Consider the following 14,987-nt stretch of genomic DNA (forward strand, 5'->3'; position numbering starts at 1 on the left):
TCACAAAACATGTACTTGGCTATTCGGGAAATGAGGTATGCCAAAGGGCGCTATGCCTTAATTGCTACAATCATGGTGCTGGTTTCATTTCTGGTACTGTTTGTTACAGGTCTTGCACAGGGGCTGGCGTATGATAACGCAGCTTCGGTCAAAAATATGGCAGCAACCCACTTTGTGCTGGAGCAGGATTCGAATCATCGCTTTACCCGGTCACAAGTGGATCAGGATCAACTTAATCAAGCTCGCTCCGTAGTGGGGCAAGAGAACGCTGAGCCACTCGGTGTGAAAATGACAACCGTCAGTCCAACCGGCGACACAAAAAAGATCGATGTCACGCTGTTCATGGTTAATCCGGAGGGCTGGCTTGCTCCAACGGTGACTGAAGGGTCTCCGATTACGGATCAGACAAAAGGGCAGGTTGTGGTGGACCAAAAGTTGTCTGAATCTGGTGTCACGATTGGTACCGTTCTGGTCGATCAAGCTTCGGGAACGGAGTGGACCGTTGGTGGATTTGTACAAAATGAGTCCTTCAGTCACTCCCCAGTGATGTTCCTGAATGAACAGGAATGGCTTACGCTTCAAGGAGGTTCACGAACTTCGCAAGGTTCAGCAGACACCAATGCCAATGCTCCGATATACAATGCTATTGCGATTAAGGATGGGGGCGATCAGGTAGACCGCCTGAGTGCTGCAATGCCTAATATGGAAGTCATCACAAAGTCGGATGCCGTATCGGCCATTCCTGGATATAAGGAAGAGCAGGGATCGTTGCTCATGATGATCGCTTTTCTATATGTCATCTCGGCGTTTGTACTTGCGGTATTCTTCTATGTCATCACGATTCAGAAAACGAGTCAGTTCGGGATATTAAAAGCCATCGGAACACGGAATGGTTATCTGGCGGGTAGTGTTTCGTTACAAGTATTAGTTCTGTCGGTTGGCAGTCTGGTCATTAGCGTACTGTTGGTTCGACTGTTCGAGTCCATTCTACCAGCATCGATGCCGTTTCAATTAGGCTTGTCCACCCTCGCACTGACCTGTGTATTATTCATACTCATGTCTGTGGCGGGTTCGTTATTCTCGGTGTGGAAGGTTACCAAAATTGATGCACTTGATGCGATTGGGAGGACAGCAGCATGAGAAACCGATTGGTATTACAGGGAATTACACAGACCTTTGAAGATGGCGGCAGCAAACGCACGATTCTGGACAAACTGGACCTTGAGGTTGCCGAAGGGGAACTTGTGGCCGTAATGGGGCCTTCCGGCTCGGGTAAAAGTACATTCCTGTCCATTGCTGGCGCACTTCTTGAACCTACGGAGGGGCAGGTTCTACTGGATGGGGCCTCGATTATGGGTAAAGGCAAACAGGAGATATCCGATATGCGGCTTCAGCAGCTCGGCTTTATTTTTCAAAGTGCTAACCTCATTCCGTATCTGAAAGTAGAAGAACAACTCATGGTGGTCGCAAAGCTCGCCGGAACGGAAAAAAACAAGGCGGAGAAGCGCGTTCATGAGCTATTAGACACGGTGGGCTTGACCCATCGGCGGAAGGCATATGCAGAGAAGCTGTCTGGCGGAGAACGTCAGCGGGTCGCCATTGCAAGGGCATTGATGAACGATCCGGCTGTCCTGCTCGCAGATGAACCGACAGCCAGTCTGGATGCGGAACGTGGGCTGGATATTGTCGGCATGATTGCACGGCTCGTGAAAGAGCAGGGCAAGAGTGCAGTGATGGTTACGCATGATGAGCGGATTTTGCCGCTCTGTAGCCGGGTTCTTTTTTTGGAAAAGGGAAAGTTGGTACAGCATTAGAAGGAGAATGGTCTGAGAGTCTGGAGAGAACACTGATTCAAGGCTTAAGGGCAGAGAGCGTAAGAAGAGGGTCACGTACTCCCCGGTGGGAAGGTGGCCTTCTTTCTGTGTTTTCGACTATAATTGGAAGAATAGTGGAATTAGATAGAGAGGATCGGGTGCGGATGAGTAGCTTGAGTGCGGAACTATTTCCGGCGCTGAGTACGTCGATTCATTGGGGAATTATTGAGGCGGAGTTCAGATTGAACGACATCGTGGATGAAAAGCTGGTGAGTAATATTAGCATCATTCCGTTTGTCGGGGATCAATGTGTTGTCTTCCAACTGGATAATGGAGCCTGGGAGCTGCCTGGGGGGACGCTTGAAGCAGGTGAGCATTATATGGATGGGTTAAAACGTGAACTGATGGAGGAACTTGGGGCAGAAATGCGGTCCTATCAGATCTTTGGTCAATTCTATTGCACATCCAGTGCTTTGGAACCGTATCGACCGCATATCCCGCATCCCCATTTTGTACGAATCATTGGATATGGAGATGTTGAACTTGTCGGTGATCCGCTGAATCCGGAAGATGGCGAGCAGGTGGTTGCAGTTGAAGTAGTAGAGATTGATGAGGCGATCCGAAGATTCCAGGAACAGAACAGGCATGACATTGCAGAAATGTACAAACTGGCTCATATGCTACGAGAAGAAGCTAAATAGTATTTTTATAAATTAGAACAAGCATGATTTTGAACAAAAAAAGGTAACAACGTATTAAATAAACTTTGCCTTGGGAGTGATATCTAATGCAGGAACTTTTTAAGAAGATCATCAATACAGAAGTCAAACCCGTATTTGCCAAACACGGCTATTCCAAGAAAAATCTGAATTTCTACAAAGCGGATGGAAACCTCGCATATAAGTTCAACATTCAAAGAGCAAAGTATAACACCAGTAGTCAAGTCCAGTTTTATGTTAATTGTGGTGTTCATTCCACCGAGCTTGCGGAGTTGCATTCCGTTGGATTGAATGGAGACATATTGGAGCTCGTATCTCATTTAACCTGCCGAATCAGAGAAATAGCCCCTGCCGCTCCGGCCCACTATACCTTAACGCCTGATATCGATCCAGACGCTTTATCGAAAGAACTGGTGTCACATTTGGAAGAGGGAATGTCATTCCTACACTCGCTAACAGGGGCCAAAGATATAGTCCATTATTATATGGACAAGACAGCGCTATATTTAAGCGAAGTAACCTTCCGCTTCCTGCTAAAAGCCGGCAATACGGAAGAAGCCAAGCATTATTTACAGCAACTACACGCCAAATACGGAGCCGAAAAGCGCTGGACGATATTAGAAAAGAAATATGCAGCCGTTTTTGCCGAGTATGGATTGTAAACTTTGCTCCAGACAAATAGCCAAAATGAAAGGGGATAACATATGAACGATACTCAATATAATTTAAATTTTGAGAAACTGTGTAATGAATTACAGCTTGGTGATTTGATTAGTTCGCCCAAGCCGATTTCAGGTGGACTTCTTCATCGAATGTACGCCATTGAAACGACGCAAGCTAATTATGCAGTTAAGGCATTGAATCCCCAGATCATGATAAGACCTACTGCTGTGCAAAATTATATTGATTCAGAAAAAATAGCAAGCGTGGTAGCTGAACATATCCATGCTCAACCTGCAAAAAGGTTAAAGGGTGCTTATATGCATAACATTGATAATCAATTCTATCTAATATTTGATTGGATTGAGGGTCAACGTTTGGAACAAGATGAAGTTACTATCAATAACAGTTTTCTGATGGGAACGATCCTTGCAGATATCCACAAAACGGATTTTAGACAACTAGAATTGGATAGTTCACAGGTGACTAATTCTAAAAAAATAGATTGGATGTTTTATCTGAACAAAGGAAAAAATGAGAATTCGGAATGGATTGAGATTTTGGATTCCAATATGGATAAGCTGTATGAGTGGAGCATGAAGGCTAAGAATTCATCTTCAATTCTAACATCCGATAATGTTATTAGTCACAGAGATCTGGAGCCTAAGAATGTGATGTGGAGAGAAGACATACCTATTATTATAGATTGGGAATCGGCAGGTTATATTAATCCAATGCATGATCTGGTAGAAACAGCTGTGTATTGGTCAGTAGATAGCTCTGGAAGTTTAAACAAGGGGAAGTTCTTGGCTTTTATAGCTGGATATGAGAAGAGAGTGGGTAGTCTAACAGCCAATTGGGAAGTGGTTCTGGATAATGGTTTTGCTGGAAAGTTGGATTGGCTCGAATATAGTCTAAAACGGTCACTGTGGATTGAATGTACGGACGTAGATGAACAGTTAGTAGGAACATCACAAGTCATTTGGACTTTAGATGCTTTAAAACAATACGAAAATATGATTTCAGATTTTAAGATCTGGTTGAATACTTAAATAAGGAACACTCAAAACATGCGAACAAGGACATTCATATTATAAAAAAAGTGATTGTCCAACCTGTCCAATGTGCGAAGCTGAACGTAAGCCAACAGAGGGATTTCTAGCCTTTCTGTCAGCCCGCCAGACGTGCTTTGGAGAATGAAGGCATTACGACACTACTGCAACTTGCGGAGTACACGGAGAAAGAGATCCTGATGTTGCATGGAATCGGGCCATCTGCCGTGCCTGCTTGAAAGGCTGATCATCTTCATTTATCAATTCAATCTTCTACCCCTTGCTCAATCTACCGGGTTTCTCCATTTTTTTTAAGCACAAACGTCCCATGTTTACCGTTCCTTCCAGTAATATGTCTGAGATAAAGGTGTTAATTTGGAAGGACTATTAATCATGAATAATATACGGGTTCTACTTTATATAACGTGTGCTCAATAGTTGGACCGAGATCGGCATCCAATTGGTGAAATTTAATCCTGAAATATAGACTTTTTAGAAAGTTTTTTATATTATTTTTTTGCCTAAACGAGGGAAGAAATTCTGGGTCTTTCTCGACATCACCAAAACGTTCAATCCATTGCTTTATGTAAGTCTGACTAAGTATCTTTCTATTTAAGACACTAATGATGGATTTCACCATTCTTTCATCTTCCCCATCGGAGTATACGCAGTCTGTAACGGTTATCTTTTGATAAACTAGGTCGAGGATAGTTAAGAGATCCGTCTCATCTAGTTCGGTACATTGAGCTAAATCATCCAAAACATCTGCTGCGTGTGCTATGGCATGAGCCCAGCCTTTTACTTCGTCATATCCACGGTAATCACGCTCTTTTTGTACATTGTAGAATACGTTCCCTTTTATCTGATGAATGTGTTCTTTTGAGAGAAATGGTGATTCTCTATGCCTGGATAAAAAGAGTGATATAACCAACATAGAGAAAGATCGAGTGAATACAGCGTCTGAATTTGTTTCTCCAAGTCTAAAATGCAAATGGTTTTCATCCAAGACTACGGGTAAGATTTGCTCTAGTTCGTACACAGTCAGAGCATGACCAGGAATCCAATTCGATAAGGTTGTGTAAATTAATTCATCACGTAGCTGGGCATCCAAAGAACCGATGTTATGTATCATTTCTTGTACTAATGGAAATATATCTGAAGGTGCTTGGTAGTCATTCTCTTTTATTAATAACAACTTGTCTTTTAATTCCATTCTACACACTCCTATGAGTAAACTATCATTCAGGTTGCCTTGGTTATATTATACAATTTATAAGGAGTGATGCCCACATGGCAAACGATAAAGGAACACTCAGAACATGCGAACAAGGACATTTGTATTATAAAAAAAGTGATTGCCCAACCTGTCCGACGTGCGAAGCTGAACGTAAACCGACAGAGGGATTTCTAGCCTTATTGTCAGCTCCCGCCAGACGGGCCTTGGAGAGTGAAGGCATCACAACACTACTGCAACTTGCGGAGTACACGGAGAAAGAGATCCTGAAGCTGCACGGAATCGGGCCATCTGCCATGCCCAAACTGCGAAGCGCTTTGGAAGAAGAGGGATTGTCTTTTAAGAAATAACCCTCATTACTCCTTTCCTTTAATCCACAACGGAAGTAATCTCCTTCATCGTTACCTGATAAAACAAGTAACCTGTGCCTTGACACTCGTAGTACAATAAGGAAGTTGTGTAAAATTCTATATGAGAGGAGGACGGAGAGATCGCTATAAGGAGAGTGTGAAAATACATACAACGGACGTGAGAAAAGGGATAGAAGCACCCGTAGATTCGACTTGCATTATTACTATTACGAGGAAGACTCATCTCAGAAAAACAAAACTGCATAAGGAAGTGTTACGAGGTGGAACCACATATTGAAGAGCAAAAAACAGACTACCGTCCACTAGGTGTGTCGGGATTGGGTGGTTGGCTGATTCTCATCCAGATTGGATTATTTGTTACGGTAATTCTACTTGCAGTGCAATTATTTCAGCAGATAATACCCACATTCACAACTGAGACTTGGGAAATGCTAACTTCCAAACAATCAGACTATTATCACCCATTATGGGGTCCAGTACTTATTTTTGAGATGGTGTACAATACGCTGTTTTTATTATTCAGTGTATATACAATTTTTGTGTTTTATAGCAAGAAAGCAATATTACCCCGTCTGATGATCATCTTCTATGGTCTCAGTCTGATTGTAGGTATTATTGATTACCTATTATTGCTCCAGATTCCGTTAGCAAAAGAATTGGAAGATGGAAGCTCGATCAGAGAAATTGCTAAATCTGTCATCACTTGTGCCATTTGGATTCCTTATTTTATCAAATCCGAGCGAGTTCATAACACATTTGTAAGATAAATGGTAAGCAGGAAATGCCCGATCTTGGATAGAAGCTATCTGAGGTCGGGTTTATTTGATACATATTAAGGAGATGACACATGGGGTTTAGGATGGAATACGGAGACACCAATTTTATTGCATTAGTCAACGCGGATCAATACAAGACGTACGTAAGTGAAGACTGGGAGCTGGATATGCTGTTAAACCATTTTGTTCAGGAGATGCAGATTGGAAACATATTAGTTCTCCAAATGACTAATGAAGGTGTTGAGCATTCATGGACAACGGAGTTTACTTTTGAAAATAATATAGACGTTGAAAGCTGCTATAGAAGAGCTAAAGGATACATCCAGGTTACTGATAATCAGTTATATCTGGTGGACTACACCTGTCTGACCATGGCAGCTCAATTTGAAGATTGTATCGTACCAGACGATAATTGCGCCAGATATAGAATTGAGTTACAAAACGGAACGTATCAGGTAGAGATCATTCAGTATTATAATCCAGATATTGGAGAGTACGTTGGAATAAAGGAAGCAGAACTTATTATGGATTTTAAGAAAGTAACTGAGCTTGGAAAAAATGAGGATAAAGTGATCTGGTGCAGTTATATGTAGATGGAATGGGTGAACCACGGATGCTCTTGAGTATTTATTTTGAAGAAGACAATGATCTGCTTACATGGGAAGCGGAGAGTAAAGGATAAAAATAAACGAATAGAAGAGAAGATGGAGGCGATGACATGAGCGATAAACCAATCGAACTGTTGCAACGTTTAAAATCTTTATCCGGCCCATTTCCAACCTGGGATACGGGGCAGTTACCGGATCGGCCGGGGAAGTTATTTTTGGATTGGTTGAGATTGGCGGTTGAGAACGAAGTGAAGGAACCTCATGCTATGACGATCTCGACCGTGGATCAAGATGGTTATCCTGATGCGCGGGTGTTGATTTTGAAAAATGTAATTGACGAAACGTTTTATTTTGCCTCCAGTTCGGAGAGTCGAAAAGGGCAGCAGTTGAAGGAGAATCCTCATGTCGCTCTGACATTCTACTGGCCTTCCCTTGGAAGACAGATTCGGATAAGGGGAATTGCCGAGGATCGGGGAGATGAAGCGGGTGCTGATGATTTCCGCAAACGTTCAGCTGGAGCGCGAGCAGTTGCCATGACAGGGCATCAGAGTGAGGTTTTGGATAGCGAGGAAGTGCTGGATAGTTCCATTGAAGCTCAGAAGGAAAAAATAAGACGTGACCCCAGTGTTGTTACACCTCATTGGCGTCTATATGCCGTGAATGCACAAGAGGTGGAGTTTTGGCAGGGAGATTCGGAGCGCAAGCATGTACGAGTCCAATATGTAAAGCAAGATGGGCAGTGGAAGACACTCAGATTGTGGCCTTGATTGTACAACAGGTGAGTTAGGCAACACGGACCGAACTGCTGTGTGTTTCTTTTTCCTAACAATCTGAGGGAGGATAAATCTATGAAAACGATTGAAAGTTTCTTCAAACCATTTCCCATGTTGGAAACCGAACGGACGTTACTCCGACCTCTTACCTATGATGATCTGGAGGATATGTACAGTTACTGCGTTGTACCTGCTGTATCGGAGTTCACGACCTGGGACGCGCATCAGAGCAAAGAAGACACCAAAGCTTTTTTAGATTTTGTCATGAGTCGCTATGAGACGGATCTAATAGGCCCATGGGGGATTGAAGATAAATACACCAAGAGGCTGATTGGTAGTTGTAACTATCTAGGGTGTGACAGCGATAACAGGAGAGTTGAACTGGGATATGTGTTATCTAATCAATTTTGGAATCAGGGCTACATGACCGAGGTAGTGAAACGAATCATCCAATTTGGATTTGATGAAGTGGGGCTCGAGCGAATCCAGGCCAGATGTTTAGTGGAAAACACAGGTTCTGCCAAGGTCATGGAGAAGGCAGGCATGCAATTCGAAGGTGTGCTGAGGAAATACATGAAGGTAAAAAATGAGCTTCAAGATCTGAAGATGTATGCTATCGTAAAAGAAGACTTCTACTCGTGTTAAATAAAGAACGTGTTATTGAAAAGTCGTGTGTCATTTATCATGCTGGCGAGCCATAGATTTTCCTATAATCCTAAATTTATCAGTGATACACAATAAAAGCAGAAGTAAGAAATAGCTTGAATTGCTACATCAAAAGGTCAAGGTATCGTATTTTATATTGTCTAATTCAATAATTATATGCCTAGCTTTGGCCCATTCCTGATCGTTGAGGATATGGGTTTTATTTTTGTTTTCAGCAAGCAACGTACATAATGTCATATCTTGAACCTGATGCTTTCCGCTATAATCTTCAAGTTATTAAAACATGGATTGAATGAAGGAACCAGGAGGTACAACGAATTGACGACCAAAAACAGATATAAATCACTCGAACTGGAAACACCCGGCGTATATGAGCTGGAAGGGCTTGAAGTGGGAGTGACATCGAATTGCAATTATAAATGCGACTATTGCTGCGCCTACAATCGGGATGATGGAGCGTGTATCAATAGTCAGGAAGTAATCCGTATTATTAGTGAGCTTCCTCGTCTCAAGAGAGTGCGATTGTCAGGGGGAGAAGTTACTCTGAAATATCAGGATTGCCTGGAGATTGTGACGTACTGTGCGGCACATGGCATCGATACACAATTGAACAGTAATGCCAGTCTGCTGACTGAAGAACGAATCATCGCGTTGCGTGATGCAGGCTTGTCCAACATTCATATCTCGTTCAATTATACGGATGCGGAGTCGTATGCTACGTACTACCGCGTGCATCCTCGCATGTATGAAAGGTTGGAGCAGAATATCCGTCTGTGCACGGAAGCCGGTCTGGAGACGGTGCTGGAAACGTTACTATTTGAAGGTAATCAAGCGAACATGCAGGCCATTAGCGATAAGGTGTATGATCTGGGTGTGCGCATCCATGAGATCCAGAACAGTATTAAGATGCCGCATACCGACTGGACCCAGATTGTATCCAAAGAGTCCCTTGTTCGATCTGTTACGGAATTAATTAAACATAAAAAGCCAGATACAACGCTCTATTTCACCTGTATGGATCGGTTCGCTGAACAGTTGAATTTGCGTGAACAACCTGGTGTGTATTTCTCTAATTGTGTGGATGGCACGAAACAGCTGCACCTGCACGGCAACGGGGATATTCTCATCTGTGAGTTATGCCATCCTGTTGTGATTGGCAACATCTATACTGGAACGTCGTTGAAGGATATTTACGCTCAGCAGCCCCCGGCGTTAACGGAATTCCTGGAGAAGCGGCCTTGTCCCGCGTACGATGCTCTTTTTGCAGATGCATAACAGGAAGACCTGTTGAAGATATGTGATATGAATGTTGAACGAATATGTACACGATATTAGTGGCCTTAGGATTGTATAGATTATAAATCAAGGTGATCTGGTTTCCTCAATGGGAAAATGGATCACCTTTTTTGATATGGTTTCAGATTCATTTAAGCTACCCGGCCTAATATGGCCTTAAGAACTTAGATGAAGAGGTGAGCTTCACATGATGAAGATTGATGAGAAACCAACCCGGAAAGAACCACATAAACGACCGATCTCTCCAAGAAAGCACAGATGGCTCATCATCACACTTGTCATCGTGCTTGTGGTAGGTGGTATCCTGTACAGCCTGGCTGACCGTTACCTGATCCGGCATGTGCAGGTGGTTGTGGCGGATGAGAACACGGCAACGGCAACAACGAACAACGCGAATGATTCCACCAACACTTCAACCACAGCGACTGAAGTGAATACAACGTCAGATGATTGGAATTATTCTAGTGATGATATGAAAGTCAATATTGAAAAGGTACAGACGGGTTCTGGCTCGGATCAGATTACGTATTATGTCGCCGATGTTCAGCTAACGGATGCAAGCAGCCTGCGAACTGCGCTAGCGGACAACAGTTTTGGAACGAACATTACCGAAAATACGTCAGAGATTGCCGCAGCCAACAATGCGATCTTTGCCATTAATGGTGATTATTACGGATTCCGTGATGATGGTGTCATTATCCGAAATGGAACGTTGTATCGGGACAGCCCCACGCGGGATGCACTTGCCCTGTTCAACGACGGTACGATGAAAACATATAACGAGAACGAGATTTCTTCCTCGGAACTGCTGGCCGAAGGTGCAACCGATACACTATCCTTTGGGCCCATTCTGATTCAGGATGGCGAGATTGTCAGTGATTTTAGCAGTGTGAAAATCGATAATAACTTCGGTAATCGTTCCATTCAAGACGCAAATCCAAGAACAGCGATCGGCATGATTGCTCCGAATCATTATGTCTTTGTGGTGGTGGACGGACGGCAGGACAACAGCCGTGGCATGACTTTGGCAGAACTGGCGGATGTCATGAAAGGCCTCGGAGCAACCGGGGCTTACAATCTAGACGGCGGCGGTTCATCCACGATGTATTTTATGGGCAGAGTTGTCAATAACCCGCTGGGGCGTAACCAGGAACGTGGCGTAAGTGACATTTTATATCTGACGGAGGGACAAGGATCATGACGATATTAATTCCATCATATGAACCCGATGTGCGTTTATTGAATCTCGTTCTGCAGTTACAGACTTTTAAACTTGGACCTATTGTGATTGTAGATGATGGAAGTGGCCCAAGTTACCGTGGAATTTTTGAAACGGCAGAAGCGTATGGCTGTAAGGTCCTGACACATCCCGTCAATTTGGGTAAGGGCAGGGCGTTAAAGACAGGTTTTCAGTATATTAAGGAGTACGGACCTCAGGGCGGTGTAGTGTGCGCAGATAGTGACGGACAGCATCTGCCACATGATATTAAACGTATCTTCGAAGTACTGCTCGCACAAACGACACCAGGAATTGTACTCGGCAGCCGTCGCTTCAGCGGAAAAATTCCAGCACGTAGCCGGTTTGGCAACACAGTCACACGGGTGGTCTTTTCCCTCACAACAGGTACCAAAGTATATGATACACAGACGGGTCTACGCGGTTTTCCTTACTCCATGCTGGTCTGGCTGAACCAGATTCCCGGGGATCGGTTTGAATATGAGATGAACATGTTATTAACGGCACACAAGGAAGGGTATGAGATTACGGAGGAGTTTATTGATACGGTGTATCTGGATCACAATGAGTCCTCTCATTTCCGCCCACTGGTAGATTCGTTCCGGATCTATATGCCAATCCTGATGTTCAGCACATCTTCGGTGCTATCGGCAATGATTGATTTTGGATTACTGTTCGTTATTCAGTATTTCACGCATAATCTGTTTCTGTCGGTTGTCGCAGCAAGACTGTGTAGCTCCATCTTCAACTATACGATTAATCGGAAGTACGTATTTTCCGCTGGACGAACCTCTAAGGTTCGGCAGTCTTTGCCCAAATATTTCTCACTTGTCCTACTGGTGCTGTTATTAAACTACGGTTTATTGTATTTTTATAATGAAAAACTAATTATCCCGCTGCTCACAGCTAAGCTGCTGACCGAGGTATCCATCTTCCTGTTCAGCTATTGGGCACAGCGCAGATTTGTCTATTAACTCTGAAGAGAGAGTAAGCCTATGGCTTGCTCTTTTTTGGTTGGAACGGTTTCATATGTACCCCGAAATAGGTTACGATGGAGTGGGATATAAGGAGCCTTATTTTAGGTGAAATGGATGTGGACTGATGTTGAATCGTGTGCGCAAGGACTTGCGTTATTACCTTCAGGAGCATCAGGATCGGAAAAACCGCATTTTGCATTACTTCGCGTTTTTGTCGGCGTTTGTGGCATGGAATTTTTTGTTTATTGATATCAAAGTCACGCTCCTACTCGCTGTAACCCATTACGTTTTATCCTGGATGGGGCACTTCTATTATGAAGGCAATAAACCCGCAGCTTTTCGTTATCCTCCTATCGGTTTTTATGCGGGGTTTACCTGGTTTTTCATGAAAACGATGGAGATCATAACCCGCAAGGACATCATTCGTCCATGGCTGGACCAATCAGAGTAAACTTAATTTTAATTTGAAGATAAGTGTGCGAAGTTCGAGTGTAAATGTTCTTTTGTCGAACTTATATAAAATAAATGTGGGAGGATGATTATGTATCTTCGAAGTGTGGAACTCCTGTCGGCCAAGATCGAGAATCGGAACCAATATCCTTTTGACATCCCCGCGATCCGGTCCTTGGAACGATTGGAGCTCACGAATAACGTTACTTTTTTTGTAGGTGAAAATGGTTCAGGGAAATCTACGCTGCTCGAAGGCATCGCTCATCAATGTGGATTCAATACCGCAGGGGGCGGCAGGAATAATACCTATGAGACACATGCTTCAGAATCCTCGCTCGGGAATTATCTCAGGCTGGCATGGTTACCCAAAATAACGAATGGCTTCTTCATGCGCTCTGAATCGTTCTATCAATTCGCATCACATGTCGATGAGATGCCGGCGTCGCTTCAATATTATGGCGGGCGTTCATTACATGAACAATCACATGGGGAGTCTTTTCTCAGTCTGTTCGTCAATCGCTTCAGTTCCAAAGGCATCTATCTGCTTGACGAGCCCGAAGCCGCTTTGTCTCCAGCTAGGCAGCTCTCCTTATTGCGTATCCTTCATGATCTGTCAGGCACTTCACAATTCATTATTGCGACGCATTCACCCATTTTGCTGGGATATCCGGGGGCAGAGATTTTAAGTTTTGACGATAGCCATATTCAAGAGATAGCCTATGAGGAGACAGATCACTATCAGATTACTCGCAGCTTTCTGGAGAATCGCGACCGGATGCTGAATGAATTATTTAAAGATTAAGTTCTCAGTTTAACAAGGGAAGTCACTCAACCATGCGACATGAAATTTATTTATGAGGAGAGATTGGATGAAAGTAGGTTTGCTGATTGTTGATATGCAGGAGAGTATTGTGCGTAAAAAGATGGACCAGACTTCGATAGACCATGCCTGTGAGTACATTAACCATGTGGCTAATGTGCTGCGCTCGAATGATCATACGGTCGTTTACGTGCAGGATGTGGAGGGCATGGAGGAGGCAGTGTCAGATGAGTATCGCATCATACCCGAGGTGGATGTGAATGAGAAGGATCTCACCGTTACCAAGGAAGCCTCCAATGCCTTCTGGCAGACCGATTTGGAGCAGGTGTTGAAGAGTCATGGAGTTGAATTGGTGATCATCGCCGGTTTTGCCGCAGAGGAATGTGTTCTATTCACCTACAACGGAGCGATGGAGCGAGGTTTCCGTCCGGTGATGTTGCAAAATGGAATTCTTAGCACACATCCCGAAGCGGTGGCTTCAACGTACAGAGATCGCAATGTGATCTCATATCCTGTGGTTGATTATCTGATTCAATAAGTGTTGGCTACATGCCAGTGGAGGTGATGGTTATGAACGTGCTTAACGTTGCTTTTGTCCTATTGATCTCATTGGCAGGAGTTGTTTTCGGTGTTCAGGGGTTGAAGAAAAAATCTCCAGTCATGATGTATTTCAGTGTAATATTTATTTTCGTTCCTATACTTCTTTTCATGGATTGGTTGACGTTCTTACCTTTTATCGCTCCCGCAGCGCTTGCCAGTGGATATTTGGTGAAAAATAAAGACAAGACCAATAATCGGACTCTTTAGGGAGTCTTTTTTTTGTTCATGTCCACTGTGAAAGTAGGTTACTCCATGGTTTAAACCAAACTTTGCCTATATCTGCTGTGGTTGAAAGGATATATTGAGAACAGGGCACAGCAAACTCGTTGTGGACATCGGTAATGTCATGTATGGACCACTAACCAACTCATTAACTAAGGGAGATGTGCAATGAAGATGAATGTGCAAATTACGAGTATTTTGGCAGAACAAAAGGAATTGTTCCTCAACCTGTACAACTTGTACTTATATGATCTGTCCGAATTTTCTGGCGAGGATCTACTTGAAGAGGGGAAATATGATCCAACGAACACCTATCTATATCTGGAACGCGATGAATTACATCCGTTTTTGATTCAGTATGAAGGAAAGGTTATTGGATTCGTACTGGTCTGCTCACCTCCATATGTGCCGGAAGGTGTGGATTATACCGTGCAAGAGCTGTTCTTGGTCAAAAAATATCGCGGACAGGGGCTGGCAGCACAAGCGATTGACTTGGTTTTTGCTCAATTTGAGGGTACATTTAAAGTGGAACAGCTTGCTAATAATGCGGCAGCAGTTTCGTTCTGGAAAAAATATTATGAGCAACATCAGATTGAATACACTGAGTCTGAATATAACATTGAGATTGACAACATCGCTGGTAGCCACCGGATTTTGTCTCAGACTTTTGTACGTGGATGACGGTATAGAAGTATGAAGGGAGCAAGTAGGT

Annotated in this window: 19 protein-coding genes and 1 pseudogene; 19 read left to right on the forward strand and 1 reads right to left on the reverse strand. The window is 43.5% G+C overall.

Annotated features, from left to right (window positions below; genetic code table 11):
• The first annotated feature begins 9 nt into the window (after positions 1 to 9).
• The 6 genes and pseudogenes from MHI52_RS08270 to MHI52_RS08295 all read left to right on the forward strand — a co-directional run.
• Complete coding sequence (locus MHI52_RS08270) at positions 10 to 1,140, forward strand: ABC transporter permease (protein ID WP_405158829.1); 1,131 nt, start codon at positions 10 to 12, stop codon at positions 1,138 to 1,140.
• Positions 1,137 to 1,814 carry an ABC transporter ATP-binding protein gene (locus MHI52_RS08275; protein ID WP_282318887.1) on the forward strand — a complete coding sequence of 226 codons (678 nt, stop codon included), beginning with the start codon at positions 1,137 to 1,139 and terminating at the stop codon, positions 1,812 to 1,814. Before MHI52_RS08270 ends, MHI52_RS08275 begins: the two co-directional genes overlap by 4 nt.
• A 164-nt stretch (positions 1,815 to 1,978) precedes the next feature.
• Positions 1,979 to 2,515 (forward strand): NUDIX hydrolase, encoded by a 537-nt coding sequence (locus MHI52_RS08280; protein WP_282318886.1) that lies wholly within the window; start codon positions 1,979 to 1,981, stop codon positions 2,513 to 2,515.
• Positions 2,516 to 2,601: 86 nt separating this feature from the next.
• Complete coding sequence (locus MHI52_RS08285) at positions 2,602 to 3,195, forward strand: DUF4304 domain-containing protein (protein ID WP_405158830.1); 594 nt, start codon at positions 2,602 to 2,604, stop codon at positions 3,193 to 3,195.
• A gap of 42 nt (positions 3,196 to 3,237) precedes the next feature.
• On the forward strand, positions 3,238 to 4,245 hold the full coding sequence (locus MHI52_RS08290) for a phosphotransferase (protein WP_405158831.1): 1,008 nt from the start codon (positions 3,238 to 3,240) through the stop codon (positions 4,243 to 4,245).
• 7 nt (positions 4,246 to 4,252) lie between these two features.
• Positions 4,253 to 4,484, forward strand: a pseudogene (locus tag MHI52_RS08295) (hypothetical protein); the annotation flags it as partial.
• Positions 4,485 to 4,636: 152 nt separating this feature from the next.
• Here the strand turns inward: MHI52_RS08295 and MHI52_RS08300 are convergent.
• Positions 4,637 to 5,458: a DUF2785 domain-containing protein gene (locus MHI52_RS08300; RefSeq protein ID WP_405158832.1), complete on the reverse strand. Its 822-nt coding sequence runs from the start codon at positions 5,456 to 5,458 to the stop codon at positions 4,637 to 4,639.
• A 77-nt stretch (positions 5,459 to 5,535) separates the two neighbouring features.
• Here MHI52_RS08300 and MHI52_RS08305 point away from each other — a divergent pair, with 77 nt between their 5' ends.
• The 13 genes from MHI52_RS08305 (at position 5,536) to MHI52_RS08365 (ending at position 14,956) form a co-directional block, all read left to right on the forward strand.
• On the forward strand, positions 5,536 to 5,829 hold the full coding sequence (locus MHI52_RS08305; protein WP_405158833.1) for an RNA polymerase alpha subunit C-terminal domain-containing protein: 294 nt from the start codon (positions 5,536 to 5,538) through the stop codon (positions 5,827 to 5,829).
• Between the two features lie 281 nt (positions 5,830 to 6,110).
• Positions 6,111 to 6,617 (forward strand): DUF2569 domain-containing protein, encoded by a 507-nt coding sequence (locus tag MHI52_RS08310; protein WP_036610454.1) that lies wholly within the window; start codon positions 6,111 to 6,113, stop codon positions 6,615 to 6,617.
• Between the two features lie 80 nt (positions 6,618 to 6,697).
• Entirely contained in the window at positions 6,698 to 7,219 is a 522-nt protein-coding gene (locus MHI52_RS08315) for a hypothetical protein (RefSeq protein WP_127544748.1), read from the forward strand.
• A 125-nt stretch (positions 7,220 to 7,344) separates the two neighbouring features.
• A complete protein-coding gene (locus MHI52_RS08320; protein WP_405158834.1) occupies positions 7,345 to 8,001 on the forward strand; it encodes a pyridoxal 5'-phosphate synthase in 657 nt (218 codons plus the stop codon).
• 81 nt (positions 8,002 to 8,082) lie between these two features.
• Positions 8,083 to 8,652, forward strand: coding sequence for a GNAT family N-acetyltransferase (locus MHI52_RS08325; RefSeq protein ID WP_405158835.1), 570 nt, complete (start codon positions 8,083 to 8,085; stop codon positions 8,650 to 8,652).
• 339 nt (positions 8,653 to 8,991) lie between these two features.
• The gene (locus tag MHI52_RS08330) at positions 8,992 to 9,948 is read left to right on the forward strand and encodes a radical SAM protein (RefSeq protein ID WP_405158836.1); all 957 of its coding nucleotides are present in this window, start codon (positions 8,992 to 8,994) and stop codon (positions 9,946 to 9,948) included.
• Between the two features lie 208 nt (positions 9,949 to 10,156).
• Positions 10,157 to 11,170, forward strand: a complete 1,014-nt coding sequence (locus MHI52_RS08335; RefSeq protein WP_405158837.1) for a phosphodiester glycosidase family protein — start codon at positions 10,157 to 10,159, stop codon at positions 11,168 to 11,170.
• Positions 11,167 to 12,180 carry a GtrA family protein gene (locus tag MHI52_RS08340; RefSeq protein WP_405158838.1) on the forward strand — a complete coding sequence of 338 codons (1,014 nt, stop codon included), beginning with the start codon at positions 11,167 to 11,169 and terminating at the stop codon, positions 12,178 to 12,180. Before MHI52_RS08335 ends, MHI52_RS08340 begins: the two co-directional genes overlap by 4 nt.
• A gap of 127 nt (positions 12,181 to 12,307) precedes the next feature.
• The gene (locus MHI52_RS08345) at positions 12,308 to 12,634 is read left to right on the forward strand and encodes a DUF962 domain-containing protein (RefSeq protein ID WP_340983075.1); all 327 of its coding nucleotides are present in this window, start codon (positions 12,308 to 12,310) and stop codon (positions 12,632 to 12,634) included.
• A gap of 90 nt (positions 12,635 to 12,724) precedes the next feature.
• The gene (locus MHI52_RS08350; protein ID WP_036669450.1) at positions 12,725 to 13,435 is read left to right on the forward strand and encodes an AAA family ATPase; all 711 of its coding nucleotides are present in this window, start codon (positions 12,725 to 12,727) and stop codon (positions 13,433 to 13,435) included.
• Between the two features lie 67 nt (positions 13,436 to 13,502).
• Positions 13,503 to 13,991: a cysteine hydrolase family protein gene (locus MHI52_RS08355; RefSeq protein WP_282318876.1), complete on the forward strand. Its 489-nt coding sequence runs from the start codon at positions 13,503 to 13,505 to the stop codon at positions 13,989 to 13,991.
• A 32-nt stretch (positions 13,992 to 14,023) separates the two neighbouring features.
• Positions 14,024 to 14,260, forward strand: coding sequence for a hypothetical protein (locus MHI52_RS08360; RefSeq protein WP_282318875.1), 237 nt, complete (start codon positions 14,024 to 14,026; stop codon positions 14,258 to 14,260).
• Between the two features lie 183 nt (positions 14,261 to 14,443).
• On the forward strand, positions 14,444 to 14,956 hold the full coding sequence (locus MHI52_RS08365; RefSeq protein ID WP_235431534.1) for a GNAT family N-acetyltransferase: 513 nt from the start codon (positions 14,444 to 14,446) through the stop codon (positions 14,954 to 14,956).
• The last annotated feature ends 31 nt before the right edge of the window (positions 14,957 to 14,987 follow it).

The organism is Paenibacillus sp. FSL H8-0283, from assembly GCF_045040675.1.
In the GTDB taxonomy this organism is placed as follows: Bacteria; Bacillota; Bacilli; order Paenibacillales; family Paenibacillaceae; genus Paenibacillus; species Paenibacillus amylolyticus.